The organism is Acinetobacter wuhouensis (assembly GCF_001696605.3).
Taxonomy (GTDB): domain Bacteria; phylum Pseudomonadota; class Gammaproteobacteria; order Pseudomonadales; family Moraxellaceae; genus Acinetobacter; species Acinetobacter wuhouensis.
On record NZ_CP031716.1, the window covers coordinates 185,793 to 202,545 of the forward strand.

Genomic DNA, 16,753 nt, shown 5'->3' on the forward strand with positions numbered 1-16,753 from the left:
AAAATTTAAGCAAATATTAGGTAAAACATGAAATTCAAAATTTCTGCATTGTGTGTTGCAATGCTTACACTGGGGTTGGTTGGATGTAATGATGATAACAATGACACAGCGGTAATCACACCACCAGTGGTTGAAGAGGCTACACCTGAAAGTATCAGTCTAAGTCGCATTGGTCGTTATGAAACAGGCATATTTGCGGAAAGTGCAGCAGAAATTCCAGCTTTTGATGCATCGACAAAACGCATTTTTGTAGTCAATGCCAAAAAAGGTTTGGTCGATGTCTTGGATGCTACGAAACCTGAAGCGCCCGTACATATCGGTGAACTCTCAGCACGGGATCAACTTGCTGATTCTGAAGTAAATTCTGTTGCAGTGAAAAACGGTATTGTTGCTTTAGCGGTTCAAGCAAAAACCAAAACAGATAAAGGTATCGTGGCATTTTTTAGTGCCAAAGATTTGAAATTTATCAGCAAAGTAGAAGTTGGTGCATTGCCTGACATGCTCACGTTCAGCCCAGATGCAAAGACGGTTTTGGTTGCGAATGAGGCTGAACCCAATAATGACTATAGTGTCGATCCAGAAGGTTCAATCAGCATTATTAATGTATCAGACATCACCAAACCGACCGCAGTTGTTGCAGACTTTAAAGCGTGGAATGATAAAAAGGCAGCTTTGATTCAATCAGGTGTGCGAATTTTTGGACCAAATGCGACAGTTGCTCAAGATTTAGAGCCTGAATACATTACTATTAGTGATGATGGTAAGACTGCATGGGTAAGCTTACAAGAAAATAATGCGATTGCTAAAATTGATATTGGTGCAAAAAAAGTGACCGATATTTTTGCATTAGGCTATAAAGATCATGGCCTTGCAAATAATGCCTTGGATGTGAGTGATAAAGATAAGAAAATCAATATCCAAGCATGGCAAGGTGTGCAGGGCATGTATCAGCCTGATGCAATTTCACATTATCAAGCCAATGGTTCAACGTATTTAGTCACAGCCAATGAAGGTGATTCACGTGAATGGTTGGCAGATGAAACTGCTTATTTTGCAGGAAATAGCAGTAAAGGCTATGTCGAAGCCATTCGCATGAAGCACTTATTTAACGTCAAAGGTTTTAATAGCAAGGGTGATTATCCTGCACATTTACAACAAATTGCCATCGGTGCAAAAGGTGCGAAACTGGATCCAACTGTATTTGCATATTGTGGTGCGACAGCAACCGATCCAGCATTATGCCGTGATGATGCGCAACTTGGACGTTTAAATATTGCATGGAATATGGGGTATGAAACCAATGCAGATGGTTCTCCTAAATTGGATGCCAATGGTTTACTGACGTATAACAAGCTTTATGCCTATGGTGCACGATCATTTAGCATTTGGGATGCGCAAGGAAAATTGGTCTGGGACTCTGGCAGTGAACTAGAACGTAAAGTTGCTGAATTATTCCCAAATTATTTTAACAGCGACCATGAAGCACCAGCTTTGGATGATCGTAGTGATAATAAAGGACCTGAGCCTGAGGGAATCACCATTGGTAAAATTGGCAAAAAAACCTTTGTATTTATTGGTTTAGAGCGTCAAAGTGGCATCATGGTTTATGATATTAGCAACCCTCAAAAACCGACGTTTATTCAATATTTTAATGACCGTACTTTTAAGCAAGATCAGGTCTATACCGATGCCAAAGGGCAACCAATTTTGGATAAAGATGGGAAGCAGCGCTTAATCGAAAAGAGTGATTTGGGTCCAGAAGGCTTAACTTTTGTTGCTGCCAAAGATTCGCCAAATGCGAAGCCCTTGCTGATTGTCGGAAATGAAGTTAGTGGTACAACAGCAGTCTATCAAGTGAATATTAGATAAGTGGTTGAAGCAAAAAGATCTGTTTAAAGAATAATTTTTATTCATTTATCAAATATTTAACAGGAGTCCAATGTGACTCCTGTTTTTAATTTTACAGGATATGAATAATTAAACATGTTTAAAATATGAAAAGTGGAATAATATCGCACACTTTATCTAATGAAAGACGGCTTTTTTATGTGTCTAAATAGAGGTTTGGCATCATGAGCATTGATGTTTTAATGATCATTGGCTTCTGTCTAGCTGCTTATTCTATTGTGGGTAATGATGTTCCACAGACTTTAGGAACTTTTATTTCTTCCAATGCACATCGCCCTTGGTGGATGCTTTGGCTGTACACCAGTACCATTTTAACAGTTGTCCTAATGTATGGTTGGTGGGTATCAGGCGTGGGTGACGCATCCTATGGTCGTCTAGAAACTATTCCATTTCCCAAAGAAGGAATGACTTGGTTATATGTGATCCCGCCACTGATTCTGCTGTTTTTGACACGCTATGGTATTCCTGTCAGTACCACGTTCTTAGTGCTCACGATTTTCTCTCCGAGTAGCTTGAGCGCAATGCTGACCAAGTCAATGATGGGTTACGCGGTTGCATTTATCGCAGCGATCATTATTTATCGTTTTGTGGTCAAAAAAGTCACGATTTATTTTAGTGAAACACGGCATCAGCCGACACCGAAAGCATGGATTGCCATCCAATGGGTGGCGACAGGTTTTTTATGGAGTCAGTGGCTGATTCAAGATCTTGCTAATATCTTTGTTTATGTTCCTCGCGCCGTGCCTTTATGGTTTATGCTTTTTGCGATCAGCGTATTTGTGATTTTATTGGGTGTGGTTTTTTATCAGCGTGGTGGTGCGATTCAAAATATTATTGATACTAAAACTGGGGTGCAAGATGTCCGCTCAGCCACAATTATTGACTTCATGTACGCGACGATTTTATTGGTATTTAAAGAGCTCAGTAATATTCCGATGAGTACCACTTGGGTGTTCTTAGGCTTATTGGCAGGGCGTGAATTTGCTATGGCGATGCATTTGAATGAAGTGAATAAATATCGAACTTCTCGTAATGTTAGTAAAGACGCGATGAAATTGATGTTCGGTTTAGCCGTCAGTATTCTGCTTGCAACAGCTTTACCTTGGTTATATCAACTGATTTCGGGTTAATTATTTTCATGAAATATCATCAAAAAGGGTTTGGTGATATTTTATTTTGACAACGTTAAAGTCATTATTTAAGAATTAAAAAGTTAAATTTATATGCTAATTTTAGCTTCATCCACATAATGCAAAAATGATAAAGGTGAGCGGAGTATGATTGGCAATATACTAATCGGATTCATAGCAGTGCTACACATTTACTTCTTGGTTCTAGAGATGTTTCTGTGGGACAAACCGATGGGAATGAAAGCTTTTGGTAATAGTTTGGAAAAAGCCAAATTGACCAAAGTCTTGGCACAAAACCAAGGTTTATATAATGGTTTTCTAGCAGCAGGTTTAATTTGGTCTTTGTGTGCATCTGCACCGTTTGCTATTCAATTGGCGAATTTCTTTTTAGGCTGTGTATTGGTCGCTGGGATTTATGGTGCTGTGACAGCCAGTAAAAAGATTTTATATATTCAGGCATTACCTGCTTTGGTTGCCTTATTGGTTGTGAATTTATTGTAATTCTTACATTTTACTTACCCTCTCAATCTTCTGTTTGATAAGAAGATTGAGAGGATTTAGATTATTGATCTAAACCTAACCATTGTCTTTGGTTATACGCACCATCCCAGAATAACCATTCCAGTTCAGCACCTTTGGTATAAGCCTTGTGCATTTTCTCAATCGTGTCTGCATCACAACGTTCCGCGATACGATCAATCGTCGCTAAAACATTTTTCACCGCTTCATTAAATTCTTCACCTGAGTAGGTATCGACCCATGCTTGGTAAGGATTATTGGCAACTGATTTGCTGACAATATCTTTGCCCACTTCTGCATAAATCCAAAAACATGGAAGCAATGAAGCCAGTACCACAGGGTAACTTTCAGACCATGCTGTTGCAGTTAAAAATGACGTGTAATGATGGCATGCCAAAGTTAAAGGCGTATTTTCAAAATCATCTTTACTGATGCCAAAATCTTTCATGAAACCATCATGTAGACTACGTTCAACCACAATGGCTTCTTTAGCACCTTGGGTGAATTGAATAATATCATCCGCTTCAAAGGCTTTTGCGCCACAGACGGCTAAAGCACGTCCATAAGCCACCAAATAATGTGCATCTTGAATCACGTAGTGACAAAAAGCTTCTTTGCTTAATGAACCATTGGCAAGTTCCTGATTAAATGGTAGGGCGAGGGTTTTTTGGTATAAGGCAAGATTACGTTGCCAAACGTCTTGAGAAAAAGACATAGAAGAGATCCAATCACAATAAAATTCTGTCGTGAAGAGAATATAGCAATAGATTGAGGCACAAGATATGAAAAGAAATTTGGATAAAAATGATAATTCAAAAAATCATACGAAGTGTTTTGGAAAAGTGTGAAAAAGTCGTCATAATGAGCGCATTAAAAACTCAATTTTTATTTCAGTTTGATCGATTTAAACAACTATTTTCCGTAGGTTAATTCTCATGATGAAACATTTTGGTTTCTCAATCATATTTTCAATCATATGCTTAGGGCTTGCCGCATATTGGGGCTTTGCACATCATCCTGAAGCAGGTATCCAAGCGATGATTACAGCGCTTACCATTACAGCGATTCTCGCAGTCATGGAAGTGTCTTTATCTTTTGACAATGCTGTTGTGAATGCATCTGTACTACGTAACTGGGATCATTTTTGGAAAATGATCTTTTTAACAGTGGGTATTCTTATCGCTGTTTTTGGTATGCGTTTGGTTTTCCCTGTCGTGATCGTGGCTGTAACAGCAGACATGGGCATGATGGACGTTGTGCGCATGGCATTGAATAATCCAATTGAATATTCAGCCAAGTTAATGGCACACCATGCTGAAATCGCCGCTTTCGGTGGTTCATTCTTACTATTGGTATTCTTAAACTTCTTCTTGGATGAAGGTAAAGATACGCACTGGTTTAGATGGTTGGAAAAGCGTTTGGCAAATCTTGCAAACGTTCCTGCAATGTCAGTCTTCCTTGCTTTGATTGGATTGTTGATCATGGCTGCAAATATTGCAGAAGAAAGCCGTTTGGTTGTCGTGATGGCAGGAATCTGGGGCATCGTGGTCTATGTAGGTGTACAAGTACTGAGTCACATGTTGGGTGGTGAGCCTGAGGTGGATGAAAATGGTAATGCAGTCGGGCATGATGCCAATGGCGCACCGACAGGTATTATTAAAGCGGGTATTGGTGGTTTTATTTACCTCGAAGTGCTCGATGCATCATTTAGTTTTGATGGGGTAATTGGTGCTTTTGCGATTACTTCCGATGTTGTGATCATCATGCTGGGTTTAGCGATTGGTGCGATGTTTGTTCGTTCGATGACGATTTATCTTGTCGATAAAGGTACATTGGATGCTTATATCTATCTAGAACATGGTGCGCATTATGCGATTGGTGCTTTGGCATTTATCATGCTTGCAAGTGGTACTGGTCTACATGTACCAGAAGTTGTGACAGGTTTGATCGGTGTGGCATTTATTGTTTGGGCAGTGATTGCTTCGATTCAATATAACAAACGCATTGAACAGAAAGGCTAGGATTAGCACGATTATTTTTCAGAAATAGGATTCATCCATTTTTAAGAAAAATGATTACAATAGAGAGCACTTTGAAAGTGCTCTTTTTTATGCTCAATGTTTTCACAAAGTTGCCACAATATGCGATGATGTGGCTAAAGATTAGCTCGCCAGTTTTGATAAGCCAGTAGATATGATGAATCCTTTAGAACGCCGCTCGACCTTTGCTTTAAGTAGTATTTTTGCTTTACGCATGTTGGGGTTGTTCATGATTATTCCTGTCTTTGCTGTAGCAGGGCAGTCGTATCAATATGCTACACCTGCCTTAATCGGTTTGGCTGTTGGTGTTTATGGTTTAAGCCAAGCCATTTTGCAAATTCCATTTAGTCTTTGGGCAGACCGTTTTAGCCGTAAACCGCTGATCGTCTTTGGCTTAGTGCTATTTGCTTTAGGTGGTGCAATCGCGGCAATGTCGGAAACCATTTATGGTGTCATCATTGGTCGTGCAATTGCAGGGGCAGGGGCTGTATCCGCAGTGGTGATGGCGCTTCTCGCTGATGTCACCCGTGAAGAAAACCGAACCAAAGCCATGGCAGTCATGGGCATGAGTATTGGTTTATCTTTTACGGTTGCTTTTAGCTTAGGACCTTGGCTCACCAGTTTAGTAGGCATCTCAGGATTATTCTGGGTAACGACCATCATGGGCTTATTGGCGATTGTAAGCTTATTCCTCGTGCCGAAAACCACACGTCACCATAAGAATTTTAATCAAGGTTATCTCAACCAACTCAAGCAAGTCTTGAAAATGGGGGATCTAAATCGTCTGCATGTGTCGGTATTTTCATTGCATTTATTGCTGACTGCGATGTTTGTCTATGTCCCATCACAATTGATTAATTTTGCAGGTATTCCACTATCAAAACACGGTATTGTGTATTTGCCCTTATTAGTGATCAGTCTGTTTTTTGCATTCCCAAGTATTATTCTTGCTGAAAAATATCGCAAAATGCGCAGTATTTTCCTGACTGCGATTGCAGGAATCATTGTCGGTTTAATCATTTTAATTTTTGGTTATGAATCTAAATATATCTTATTGTTAGGATTAGGTTTATTTTTCATTGCCTTTAACGTGATGGAAGCATTATTGCCATCTTGGTTGTCTAAAGCTGCACCGATTCAATCCAAGGCAACAGCAATGGGTGTCAATGCAAGTGCTCAATTCTTAGGTGCTTTTTTCGGTGGAACACTCGGTGGGCAATTAATTTTGCTTAATAATACAACAATGGGTTGGAGTGTTTTATCAGCAATTGCTATAATTTGGCTGCTCATTAGTTTTGGGCTGGCTCAACCACGATATTTAACATCAATCGTGTTGCGATTACCTGAGGATAAACAAACCGATGATTGGACTTCTCAGTTATTAGCAATTCGTGGTATTGAAGAGGTCGTGGTCATGTCTGAACAGCAAGTGGCTTATATAAAGGTTGATAAACAGCAAATAGATGATGCTGGGCGACAACATTTAACGCACTTGTTCGGGAAAGAGGTAGCCATTTAAACATAACTCTTATAAAGTAAAACATAGAATCGAATAGGAAGATAACGTCTAATGCGTGGTGTAAATAAAGTTATTTTAGTTGGTACTTTAGGTCGTGATCCTGAAACTAAAACTTTCCCGAATGGGGGCTCTCTCACTCAATTTTCAATTGCAACAAGTGAATCTTGGACAGATAAAAATACGGGCGAAAGAAAAGAACAAACAGAATGGCACCGTATTGTGTTACACAACCGTTTAGGTGAAATTGCACAGCAATATCTACGTAAAGGCTCGAAAGTGTATATCGAAGGTTCTTTACGTACTCGCCAATGGACTGACCAAAATGGTCAAGAGCGTTACACCACAGAAATTCGTGGTGAACAAATGCAAATGTTAGACTCGAACCGTCAGCAAGGTGGCGAGGGTGGTGAAAACGGTGGTTATAACCAACCGCGTTTCAACAACAATAATCAAGGCAACCAAGGCGGTTATGGCAATCAGGGTGGAAACCAAGGTGGCTATGGAAATAACAACCAAGGTGGTTATGGCAATGCTGGAAACAATGTCAATCAAGGTTTCCAATCGCCTAAACCAGCGCCTGCTCCAGCGGCAGCACCAGCAGATTTAGATGATGACCTTCCCTTTTAATTTGAATTAAAACGGTAGATCGTCATCCAAAACCCTTTGTGAACGCAGAGGGTTTTTTTATTGGTTCAATTAACCAAAAGAAAAACAAGCGGTTACTCAAGATTTAGTATATAACGAATAAATAAAAATATTTTAATGGGGATAAGTCATGTTGAAGCAAGCTATGGGCGTTGTACTATTGTGTGTTTCTGCCTATGCAACAGCTGAGCCGAAAACGAAGCAACAGGCACAGACACCGAAAAAATCATCACCGTGGGTGCTGATTCATCAGGGTGAATATGGCAAAACATTGATACAACGCTTTATTGGAAATGAAGCTATTTCAGCTGAATACCCGCAAGTAAAAAGGTTTGCTTATAAATATGTTTATACCTATGGTGTACCCTCTTTGAAAATTGAACCCAAAGGTTATATTCAAGCTATACATTTAATCAATTGTGCTGAGCAGACCCGTGCTTATGAGATGAGTCAGCGCTTTAAGCCAAATGGTATTGCCATTGATCAAGATGGAACTATGCCTGTTTATTTTGAGCCGATGAATTTAGAAACTCCAGAAGACAAGGCACTGTATCAATACATCTGTGAAGCAAAATATTAAATCATTTTATGATGAGTGCGCATACATGATGCGTATGCGCATCTGTTTTATTGTGCTAATTATTTCCTATTTTTTGGGTTTCGCTGACACCCACATCGTGATCACCGCTCTGAACACGGTTTCATTGGCTGTATCTTTGACATCAACATTGACCAAATAATCACTGCCTTCCGACCATTGAAAATCAGCATTTACAGGCGTGGCAATCGCCACCAAATCAGTTTCTGCTTTCTTTAAATATTCCACGGTCATGCCTTTTGGAATCCAACGATGCGATGATGGCACGGTTGCATCGGTCATGGTTCCACCTGCAAGCTCTGCCATATTACACATTGCAATCGCATGCACTGTTCCAATGTGATTCAGCACAGCGCGGTGTTTTTTGATTTTAATTTCACAATAATTTTCTTTCAGTTGCTCAAAGACAGGCGAAATACTGTTGAAGTATGGCGCTTTAAAACAAATTAATTTTGAAAATGTCCATTTTCCTGCGGGTTTATTTTTAAAACTGTTCCATAATTTTAGTGCTTGGCTCATTGTTCTTTCCTGTTTGAATAAATCAGAATATAATTCTAATACAGAATAATATTCTGTTAATGGCAAAAGAATGATGTTCTTTGTACTTGAGAGTCAATCGAAGGCATTTATGGATGAAAATACACGGGTTGAATCATGAATAATTTGGTGTTGTTAGAACGCATTTACACTGGTCGCCGTGCTGAATTAAAGCGTATTATTTTGAATGAAGCACTGGATTGTTTTTTAAATCATGGCATTGAAACGACCAATATCGAGATGATCCGTGAGCGTGCAGAGACCAGTATTGGAGCGATCTATCATCATTTTAAAAATAAAGAGGGCATTGTTCAGGCATTGTATTTTTCTGCCTTAGATGATCAAGCGCAACGCCGTGAACAGGCTTTACTGGAAGTCCAGTCCTTAGAGGATGCGATGAAAGCCATTGTGCATAGTTATATTGACTGGGTGACGGATTTTCCTGATTTTGCGCGGTTTTTATATCTATCGAGTGCGATGGTAAAACGTCAGGACGATGTATCTGAACTAAAGCAAAAGAATCAACAACGTAATCATTATTTAATGAAGCTGGTTCAAAAATTTTATGACCATCAAAACCTACAAAATATTCCCAATGAATTGTTGCTGTCCTTAGTGATTGGTGCGACAGAAAGTTATTGCCGCGCATGGTTATCGCATCAGGTTAAAACCTCTCCACAGCATTATAAAACGGCATTGGCAGATTCGGCATGGCGAAGCTTGGTGGAATTTCCGAGTGTGGAATGATCGGCATCATCAATTGAAAAGTAAAAGTTAAAAGAATTTACAAATCTATTTTTTCGATTGATTTTATAAAAAACTACTGTTTTACCAATTTTAAAGAGTTTCGTATTCTAGTTTCACAGATAAGCAATCCCTGAAACGAATTGAAGGAATACCAAATGAGTTTAATCAATACTGAAGTCAAACCGTTTAATGCAACAGCGTACAAAAATGGTGAATTTATCGAAGTGTCTGAAAAAGACATGACAGGTAAATGGTCAGTTATATTTTTCTATCCTGCTGATTTTACATTTGTTTGCCCAACTGAATTAGGCGATCTTGCAGACAACTATGCTGAATTTCAGAAAATGGGTGTAGAAATTTATTCAGTGTCTACGGATACTCATTTCACTCATAAAGCATGGCATGATAGTTCTGAAGAAATCAAAAAGATTCAGTACACCATGGTTGGCGATCCAACTTGGACACTGGCAAAAAACTTTGAAGTGCTGATTGAAGATGAAGGTTTAGCAGATCGTGGAACTTTCGTGATTGACCCAGAAGGTAAAATCCAGATCATTGAAATCAATGCAGGCGGTATTGGTCGTGATGCACAGGAACTACTACGTAAGGTTAAAGCTGCACAATATGTCCATGCACATCCAGGTGAAGTTTGTCCTGCAAAATGGAAAGAAGGTGATGCGACACTTGCCCCATCCATTGACCTGATCGGTAAAATCTAAGTTTAGATTGACAGATGTAAAAGAAAAATCCAGAACTCAGTTTCTGGATTTTTTTGTTTAAATTCAGCATACATTTCAATGCTCATTATCCTATTAATAGAAAGCACAGTATCAACTTAGACCCTTATTAAATAGCTTAAAACAGCTAAGATATAAATAAGTTAAAACTTCGTGATCGGAGAGAAATAATGAAAAAAGTTGTAGGTGTATATCGCAATCAACAGATGCACTGGGTTGGTGATGGTTTTCCTGTGAAAAATCTATTTTCTTATGATCGTTTAGGGCAAACCATTAGTCCATTTTTACTGTTGGACTATGCAGCACCTTATCATTTTGACCCTACCACAGCACAACATGGTGTAGGTTCACATCCACATCGTGGTTTTGAAACAGTGACCATTGCCTATAAAGGTGAAGTGACACACAAAGACTCACATGGTGGTGGTGGCACAATCAAAACAGGTGATGTGCAATGGATGACGGCAGGTTCAGGTTTAGTTCATGAAGAATTCCATTCAAGTGAATTTGCTGAACAGGGTGGATTGTTTGAAATGGTACAGCTGTGGGTCAACCTGCCTGCAAGTGATAAAATGACTGCACCGAAGTATCAAGCCATTGAGGCGATACAAATCCCAGTGATTAAATTTGATGATGAGGCTGGTTATCTACGTGTAATTGCAGGGGAATATGCTGAACAGCAAGGTCCAGCAAACACTTTCAGCCCAATCAATGTGTGGGATGTTGTGCTCAAAGCAGGTCATCAAGCTCATTTTCATGTTCCAATTGATCACACCAGTTTGATCGTTTTATTGGAAGGTGAGTTATTGCTGAACGGTACTCAACAGGTGCTAGATCATTCGGTCGTCATTTTTGGCAAAGATGGTGAAGCACATGTACAAGTCGAAGCGGTACAAAATGCCAAGTTCCTTGTGCTTACAGGTAAACCACTAAATGAACCAATCCAAGGTTATGGTCCATTTGTGATGAATAGCAAAGATGAAATCATTCAAGCTTTTGATGATTTTAATAATGGAAAGTTTGGTGAAATTGCCGTAGAGGTTGAGTAATTTTATTGATTACAGAGTATCCAGTATTATTTGCTAAATAACATCAGTGAATGTTTTGGTCATAAAAAAAAGAGCCTCTATCCCACACGATAGAGGCTCTTTATTCGCTGTAGTTCTAGTTTTATAGATGATATTCTTGTGATCTAGTTATCGTTTGTGGATGCATAATAGTGAATTAGAAATGTGATGTAAAGCACGTAATTATTTTTATGGTTAATTTATATACATTAATTATAAAAAGTTTTTTAAATATTATGCATTTAAAAATATGTAATTTTTTTATGTTTCAATGAGGTTTCAAAGTAAAAAAAGGGATCTCTATTCCACACAATAGAGATCCCTTTTATGCTGTAGTTAATGTTATTGTTCATATTGTTATAATTTAATGTTTTTGTTTATTATGTGATTTAATTCTCATTTTTATGGTTTGAATAATAAATAAGAAACTAACCTTTGTAAATAGCTTTTTTAAAAAATAGTTAATTTATCCTGCTGTTTTTAACAGAATTTTTTATATAGATAGAAATAAAACTGAAATATAGGAACTACAGAAAGCACTTAATTAGAATAAAAGCTCGGAAATATAAACGTTACAGCCAATTTGCAATTTTGACCAAAAAAATTCAACAAAAAAAAGTTAAAACTGGAACTTTTTAATACCGTGATTTATTCGGCTATAGCTCATAATAAAAAAAATGGTTACGCACGGATAATAACTTTGAATATTGCAGTGATTGGTAGTGGTATGGCGGGACTGGCGACCGCAAGAATTTTGAAAGATGCGGGTCATAACATTACCATCTTCGAAGCATTACCTGGTCGTGGTATGGATAGTCATAGTATCGCATTTGAAGGTGGGTTGATTGATGCACCACTGCGTGTGATGAATCCACATTTATGGAAAAATACCTTAAGCCTAGCGACTCATCTTGGAATCAAAACTTTTCCAGTGCGTACTTTCATGGCATGTAGTTGGTTGTTTGAAGATAAAACTGAAACGTGGTTAACGACCTCTCGTACACGTATTGGAAACTTTCCGATCATCAATAACCGTAAAGGGATTAAACAATACGGTTGGCGTTTAGTGAAAGGGATGTTGCAGTTAAAAACTGCGATTCATCAATATTTTAAGTCAAAAAATCAAGATATTACCCTTGCTGATTTTATAAATAATAATGAAATTGAAGAAGTATTTTGGCATGGTGCAGTGATGCCTGTACTTTATACAATCTGTACTTGTGATCCAAAAACTATCGGTGAATGGCCTGCAAAACCACTTTTAATTTTCCTTAGACAATTGACAGATGGTGATGCGCTGTTACGTCTACACGGTGGCACACCTGCATTTGTCGATAAATTAGTTGAAGGAATCGATATTCATAGTGGTTCGGAAATTATTAAGGTTGAAGAACAAGGTGAAGGTGTATTGGTTGAAAATGCACAAGGTGAAACATTCCAGTTTGACCGTGTGGTTGTTGCTACACCAACCAATAAATTAGATCAGTTTTTAAATAAAGATCAATTTGCTGAAGATATTACGTTATTGCAAAAGTTTAAATTCGAGCAAGGTGAATTGGTGATGCACACTGATTCAACCGTGATGCCACCAAATCGTAAGGATTGGGCGGTACTGAGCTATATGATGGATCGTAAATTTACCAAGCAACAATTTACAGTGTGGTTGAATTCGATCGAACCAAGTCTAGTGGGTAAATCACCAGTCTTCCAAACTTGGCGGCCTGTGACTGAAATTGATCCGAAAAAAGTGATTTCTACTGTTTCATTAACTCGTGCGGTGGTTGATCGTGAAACTGTTGCTTTAAATAAAGAGTTGCAGCAACGTCATAAGGCACCAAATCGTAAAGTGTTTTATTGTGGTTCATGGTCGTGTGATGGTTTACCAATCCTTGAATCAGCGGTAACTTCTGCAATGCATATTGCTGAGATTTTTGGTGCACCACTACCTTTCGTAGGAATGAAACCAAATGTTGAAGTTGCACCACAGTTAGGGTATTAAGAAAATACCTTAATGATCTCTTCTGAAAAAACATGAAATGGATTCGAGCACTTCAGCAAAAACTGCCACAACATAAATATGCAATCAATGCAAAAATGTTGGGTGATGATGCTGAATGTGCTTGGACGAATTTAGGATATTGGGATGATGCGACGTCATTCTATCCACAAGCCTGTATGCAACTGGCGGAGCATTTGGCGCAATCACTACAATTAAATGCCAATGACCGAGTTTTAGATTTGGGTTGTGGACAGGGTGCAAGTCTACAATACTGGTTTGAGCATTATCAGGTTCAAGATTTAGAAGCAGTCGAATTACAACAACAATGTATTTCAAATATTCAAAAAATACTTCCGCAAATCACAGCAATTCATCATCAATCATTTTTAAATTTAAATGAAATTTTGTTTAGGCAGTCTTTTGATGTCGTGATGTGTATAGATGCTGCATATCACAGCGATTTAAATTCATTTCTACATTCAGTACACCCTGTTTTAAATTCAAAAGGACGTTTAGGTTTTCATTATCTAATGTGGTCAGATCACGTTTTAAATTCAAAACAAAAGTTAAAATATCGGGGCTTACTAAAAGCCGCAGATGTAAAATTTGAAAATTTAAAAAACCAAACTCACTTGCAACAATTGATTGAGCAATCGGGTTTTGAGCAAGTGCAAATTCAGGATTTTTCAGTAAATGTCTTGGCTGGTTTTAGTCGTTATATTGCTTCACGGCCAAAAGGGAAGCGTGGACTGGATCAATTCAAAATCGCAATGACTGCAAAATTATGTCAAGCCTTGATTGATGATGGTTTGGTGAAATATGTTCAAATCAGTGCAGTGAAAATATAGCTTCATCTTTATTCTTTAAATCAGTTTTTGAAACCTTATATTATTCAAATCATAGGCATTAAAAACAACAAAGCCTCACTAAAAAGCGAGGCTAAGTATAAAATGGTGCCGGCACACGGATTCGAACTGTGGACCTACTGATTACAAGTCAGTTGCTCTACCAACTGAGCTATGCCGGCAACGTGGCGAGAATTTTACAGAATTTTTGTAAGTTTGCAAGCCAAAAAATAAGCAATTAAATTTTCTTTATTATTTATTGATGTTATGCACTTCAAAAAGAAAAGTATCTTTTAAAATTGTTTTGAAGCTTGCTAGGTGGAGTCTTACATTAACTTGTATATCTTGCACCATGACTGGTTCGTGCCGCAAACTGTTGCGGATGACTTTTTCGCGTATCCATATTCTTCAAGATTTAGAGTGTGATTTTATTATTGCACAACATCTGTTATTCATTGCTATCATTAAAATTACAGAATAAAAAGTGAGTGATTAACTGGAGGTTTTAATCACTCACAAAAATGAAATTAGTTTTTCAAAGCCACTTGAGCTAGCGTATTACCTTGATTGGCTGCATGTTTAAACCATTCTTGTGCTTTTACTTGATCTTGTGCAACACCTGTGCCAGTTTGGTAAGCATCTGCAACTTTGTACTGTGCTTTGGTATAGCCTTGATTCGCAGCTTTTAAGTACCAGTTAAATGCTTCAGTGGCATTCTTTGTGCTGTGAATCCCCATCTCTGCAACCATCGCTAAACGATATTGTGCTTTGATATTATTTTGCTGTGCAGCAGAAGTTAGCCATTGCATCGCTAGAGCGTGATCTTGTTTAACTTGGTCACCATTGAAGTACATCATGCCTAAATCATATTGTGCTTCAATATTTCCTTTTTGAGCTGCTTCTAGATTCCATGCAAATGTGTGGCAGTCTGCTGAACTGGCTTGAGCCGCTGTTGAAGTTTCTGCAAAGCTTGAAACTGAAAAAAAAGCACCGTTTGCAAAAATTAAAGCTCCGAATAGTATTTTATGTAAATTTTTCATAATATTTTTTCTTAATGTGACTTTGTATGCATTATTTTTATCAAAGTTGGAATGATGTGTAAATAGATAAATTCAAATTATTTTTAAAAAATGTGATTATTTTCTCATTTTTTATTTGTTATTAATTAAACATTTGATTTATATTGATTTTGTATTATTAATATATATTAAATAAAGTCTATTTAAGATTAATTTATTTTAATTAATTCACTTTGTTTTAGATTGATTAACATAAGGATTAAGTTTAATTTAAACAAATATGAGTTTACTTTTGGATCAGCAATAAATTTTCATGACGATATTAAAAATGTTTGAACAGTATTTTCATTAAAAAGGCTTACCTAAAAGTAAGCCTTGTGTTGGTATTTTAAATGTATGAGTTTATATGAAGTGCGAACTTTTCACGTCAGAAGAAAATCTATTTACTCCTTAAAATAAGATCTAAATCTTGCGCGCATTCTTCTAAGGTAATCGCCATATCAATTTGCATTTGGGGTTTAAGTTCATCTGCGAGTTTTCTCCATTGCTCAATTAACCGGATCGCTTTTTGAATTTTATGTTTATTTACATCCTTGGCAATTGTAGGGGTGTATCCACCACGTTTAGCATTTTTCACTTGTCTTACATAATTGGTGCTGTTATTCATTGTCACTCCCGAATAGCAGTTTTATGCTCTTAACTTGCTTGAGTCGCGAATTGATATTGCTTGATTATTTTGTTGAGTGAATATTTCATCTATATGTATTTGATTATTATTTTATGTTTAATTTCCTCCTTGCTAATGGCTGGAAGTTTCTTTTCTCTTGATACTAATTCAAGAAAGTTTGAATTGAAATAGTCACTTGCAATTTATGATCTGTGGAGATGTATCTATTTACTTCAAAAAATATTGGGAATGTCGTATAAAGATGAACTGAAAAGAACAAGATTGAAGAATGACAAATGTTGAGAATCATAAGTACGAGTATTTTATTTTTGTTGATTTCTTTCGTCCATGCAGAAACTCCGAAAGCATGTCAGTTGGTTGATGATACTTCTGAAACACTGATACAGCTGAGACAAAGTGGTTTATCTCTAGATGATATTGATCTCAATCCAGAAGCGTTAACTGAGCAAGAAGCTCAGTTATTAAAAGCAATGATTGAAGATGCAAAGCGTGTTCCAATTTATAAGATTCCGTTATCACGACAAAAAGCGATTGAAGATTTTAAAGTGAAATGGCAACGCAATTGTTTATCTGAGAATCGTGATTTGAAGAAGGAAAGTAAGGCAATTTTAAAAGAATGGGATGATTGAAAATATAATTGATAATCGTGTTTTTAATGAGTCATTTTGATCATCATCTGCGAGCAGATACCGTCAAATGTGCCGCCAAAAATATGAGAAGATTATGAGATTGCTTCATAACATGTAGGCGTAAAAA

Annotated in this window: 17 protein-coding genes and 1 tRNA gene; 13 read left to right on the top strand and 5 right to left on the bottom strand. The window is 37.5% G+C overall.

The window, feature by feature from the left end; all coding sequences use genetic code 11:
- The first annotated feature begins 27 nt into the window (after window positions 1-27).
- From BEN71_RS01525 to BEN71_RS01535, 3 genes are all read left to right on the top strand, one after another.
- Window positions 28-1,869 (top strand): choice-of-anchor I family protein, encoded by a 1,842-nt coding sequence (locus BEN71_RS01525; RefSeq protein WP_068972976.1) that lies wholly within the window; start codon window positions 28-30, stop codon window positions 1,867-1,869.
- 203 nt (window positions 1,870-2,072) lie between these two features.
- The gene (locus BEN71_RS01530; protein WP_068972975.1) at window positions 2,073-3,038 is read left to right on the top strand and encodes a hypothetical protein; all 966 of its coding nucleotides are present in this window, start codon (window positions 2,073-2,075) and stop codon (window positions 3,036-3,038) included.
- A gap of 147 nt (window positions 3,039-3,185) precedes the next feature.
- Window positions 3,186-3,539 carry a DUF1304 domain-containing protein gene (locus BEN71_RS01535; RefSeq protein WP_068972974.1) on the top strand — a complete coding sequence of 118 codons (354 nt, stop codon included), beginning with the start codon at window positions 3,186-3,188 and terminating at the stop codon, window positions 3,537-3,539.
- A 61-nt stretch (window positions 3,540-3,600) separates the two neighbouring features.
- Here the strand turns inward: BEN71_RS01535 and tenA are convergent, their stop codons facing one another.
- On the bottom strand, window positions 3,601-4,272 hold the full coding sequence (tenA, locus tag BEN71_RS01540) for a thiaminase II (RefSeq protein WP_068972973.1): 672 nt from the start codon (window positions 4,270-4,272) through the stop codon (window positions 3,601-3,603).
- Window positions 4,273-4,492: 220 nt separating this feature from the next.
- On the opposite strand from tenA, the gene BEN71_RS01545 reads away from it, so the two are divergent.
- The 4 genes from BEN71_RS01545 (at window position 4,493) to BEN71_RS01560 (ending at window position 8,340) form a co-directional block, all read left to right on the top strand.
- Window positions 4,493-5,578 (top strand): DUF475 domain-containing protein, encoded by a 1,086-nt coding sequence (locus BEN71_RS01545; RefSeq protein WP_068972972.1) that lies wholly within the window; start codon window positions 4,493-4,495, stop codon window positions 5,576-5,578.
- A gap of 172 nt (window positions 5,579-5,750) precedes the next feature.
- A complete protein-coding gene (locus tag BEN71_RS01550) occupies window positions 5,751-7,115 on the top strand; it encodes an MFS transporter (RefSeq protein WP_068972971.1) in 1,365 nt (454 codons plus the stop codon).
- 51 nt (window positions 7,116-7,166) lie between these two features.
- Complete coding sequence (gene ssb / locus BEN71_RS01555) at window positions 7,167-7,742, top strand: single-stranded DNA-binding protein (protein ID WP_068972970.1); 576 nt, start codon at window positions 7,167-7,169, stop codon at window positions 7,740-7,742.
- A gap of 148 nt (window positions 7,743-7,890) precedes the next feature.
- Window positions 7,891-8,340, top strand: coding sequence for a hypothetical protein (locus BEN71_RS01560; RefSeq protein WP_068972969.1), 450 nt, complete (start codon window positions 7,891-7,893; stop codon window positions 8,338-8,340).
- A gap of 66 nt (window positions 8,341-8,406) precedes the next feature.
- Here BEN71_RS01560 and BEN71_RS01565 read toward each other — a convergent pair whose 3' ends face one another.
- The gene (locus BEN71_RS01565; RefSeq protein ID WP_068972968.1) at window positions 8,407-8,877 is read right to left on the bottom strand and encodes a hotdog fold domain-containing protein; all 471 of its coding nucleotides are present in this window, start codon (window positions 8,875-8,877) and stop codon (window positions 8,407-8,409) included.
- Between the two features lie 132 nt (window positions 8,878-9,009).
- Between BEN71_RS01565 and BEN71_RS01570 the strand changes: the two genes are divergently transcribed.
- The 5 genes from BEN71_RS01570 to BEN71_RS01590 all read left to right on the top strand — a co-directional run bounded on the left by BEN71_RS01570 (window position 9,010) and on the right by BEN71_RS01590 (window position 14,293).
- The gene (locus BEN71_RS01570; protein ID WP_171405005.1) at window positions 9,010-9,642 is read left to right on the top strand and encodes a TetR/AcrR family transcriptional regulator; all 633 of its coding nucleotides are present in this window, start codon (window positions 9,010-9,012) and stop codon (window positions 9,640-9,642) included.
- A 155-nt stretch (window positions 9,643-9,797) separates the two neighbouring features.
- Window positions 9,798-10,361, top strand: coding sequence for an alkyl hydroperoxide reductase subunit C (gene ahpC / locus BEN71_RS01575; protein WP_068972966.1), 564 nt, complete (start codon window positions 9,798-9,800; stop codon window positions 10,359-10,361).
- Window positions 10,362-10,549: 188 nt separating this feature from the next.
- Window positions 10,550-11,428, top strand: a complete 879-nt coding sequence (locus BEN71_RS01580) for a pirin family protein (protein ID WP_068972965.1) — start codon at window positions 10,550-10,552, stop codon at window positions 11,426-11,428.
- Between the two features lie 718 nt (window positions 11,429-12,146).
- Entirely contained in the window at window positions 12,147-13,445 is a 1,299-nt protein-coding gene (locus BEN71_RS01585; protein WP_068972964.1) for an FAD-dependent oxidoreductase, read from the top strand.
- Between the two features lie 32 nt (window positions 13,446-13,477).
- Window positions 13,478-14,293 (top strand): SAM-dependent methyltransferase, encoded by an 816-nt coding sequence (locus BEN71_RS01590; RefSeq protein WP_068972963.1) that lies wholly within the window; start codon window positions 13,478-13,480, stop codon window positions 14,291-14,293.
- A 103-nt stretch (window positions 14,294-14,396) separates the two neighbouring features.
- On the opposite strand, the gene BEN71_RS01595 is transcribed toward BEN71_RS01590, so the two are convergent.
- From BEN71_RS01595 to BEN71_RS01605, 3 genes are all read right to left on the bottom strand, one after another.
- Window positions 14,397-14,472: transfer RNA gene (locus BEN71_RS01595), tRNA-Thr, on the bottom strand.
- A gap of 345 nt (window positions 14,473-14,817) precedes the next feature.
- Window positions 14,818-15,330: a tetratricopeptide repeat protein gene (locus tag BEN71_RS01600; RefSeq protein WP_068972962.1), complete on the bottom strand. Its 513-nt coding sequence runs from the start codon at window positions 15,328-15,330 to the stop codon at window positions 14,818-14,820.
- A 418-nt stretch (window positions 15,331-15,748) separates the two neighbouring features.
- Window positions 15,749-15,976, bottom strand: coding sequence for a hypothetical protein (locus BEN71_RS01605; protein ID WP_068972961.1), 228 nt, complete (start codon window positions 15,974-15,976; stop codon window positions 15,749-15,751).
- A gap of 296 nt (window positions 15,977-16,272) precedes the next feature.
- Between BEN71_RS01605 and BEN71_RS01610 the strand changes: the two genes are divergently transcribed.
- The gene (locus BEN71_RS01610; RefSeq protein WP_068972960.1) at window positions 16,273-16,626 is read left to right on the top strand and encodes a hypothetical protein; all 354 of its coding nucleotides are present in this window, start codon (window positions 16,273-16,275) and stop codon (window positions 16,624-16,626) included.
- The last annotated feature ends 127 nt before the right edge of the window (window positions 16,627-16,753 follow it).

What these genes read in the sequence shown, in the direction of transcription:
- BEN71_RS01580 (WP_068972965.1), top strand. Translation starts at nt 10,550, where the DNA reads ATGAAAAAAGTTGTAGGTGTATATCGCAATCAACAGATGCACTGGGTT.
- BEN71_RS01605 (WP_068972961.1), bottom strand. Translation starts at nt 15,976, where the DNA reads ATGAATAACAGCACCAATTATGTAAGACAAGTGAAAAATGCTAAACGT.
- tenA (WP_068972973.1), bottom strand. Translation starts at nt 4,272, where the DNA reads ATGTCTTTTTCTCAAGACGTTTGGCAACGTAATCTTGCCTTATACCAA.
- BEN71_RS01560 (WP_068972969.1), top strand. Translation starts at nt 7,891, where the DNA reads ATGTTGAAGCAAGCTATGGGCGTTGTACTATTGTGTGTTTCTGCCTAT.
- BEN71_RS01525 (WP_068972976.1), top strand. Translation starts at nt 28, where the DNA reads ATGAAATTCAAAATTTCTGCATTGTGTGTTGCAATGCTTACACTGGGG.
- BEN71_RS01545 (WP_068972972.1), top strand. Translation starts at nt 4,493, where the DNA reads ATGATGAAACATTTTGGTTTCTCAATCATATTTTCAATCATATGCTTA.
- BEN71_RS01535 (WP_068972974.1), top strand. Translation starts at nt 3,186, where the DNA reads ATGATTGGCAATATACTAATCGGATTCATAGCAGTGCTACACATTTAC.
- ssb (WP_068972970.1), top strand. Translation starts at nt 7,167, where the DNA reads ATGCGTGGTGTAAATAAAGTTATTTTAGTTGGTACTTTAGGTCGTGAT.
- BEN71_RS01610 (WP_068972960.1), top strand. Translation starts at nt 16,273, where the DNA reads ATGTTGAGAATCATAAGTACGAGTATTTTATTTTTGTTGATTTCTTTC.
- BEN71_RS01590 (WP_068972963.1), top strand. Translation starts at nt 13,478, where the DNA reads ATGAAATGGATTCGAGCACTTCAGCAAAAACTGCCACAACATAAATAT.
- ahpC (WP_068972966.1), top strand. Translation starts at nt 9,798, where the DNA reads ATGAGTTTAATCAATACTGAAGTCAAACCGTTTAATGCAACAGCGTAC.
- BEN71_RS01565 (WP_068972968.1), bottom strand. Translation starts at nt 8,877, where the DNA reads ATGAGCCAAGCACTAAAATTATGGAACAGTTTTAAAAATAAACCCGCA.
- BEN71_RS01550 (WP_068972971.1), top strand. Translation starts at nt 5,751, where the DNA reads ATGATGAATCCTTTAGAACGCCGCTCGACCTTTGCTTTAAGTAGTATT.
- BEN71_RS01530 (WP_068972975.1), top strand. Translation starts at nt 2,073, where the DNA reads ATGAGCATTGATGTTTTAATGATCATTGGCTTCTGTCTAGCTGCTTAT.
- BEN71_RS01600 (WP_068972962.1), bottom strand. Translation starts at nt 15,330, where the DNA reads ATGAAAAATTTACATAAAATACTATTCGGAGCTTTAATTTTTGCAAAC.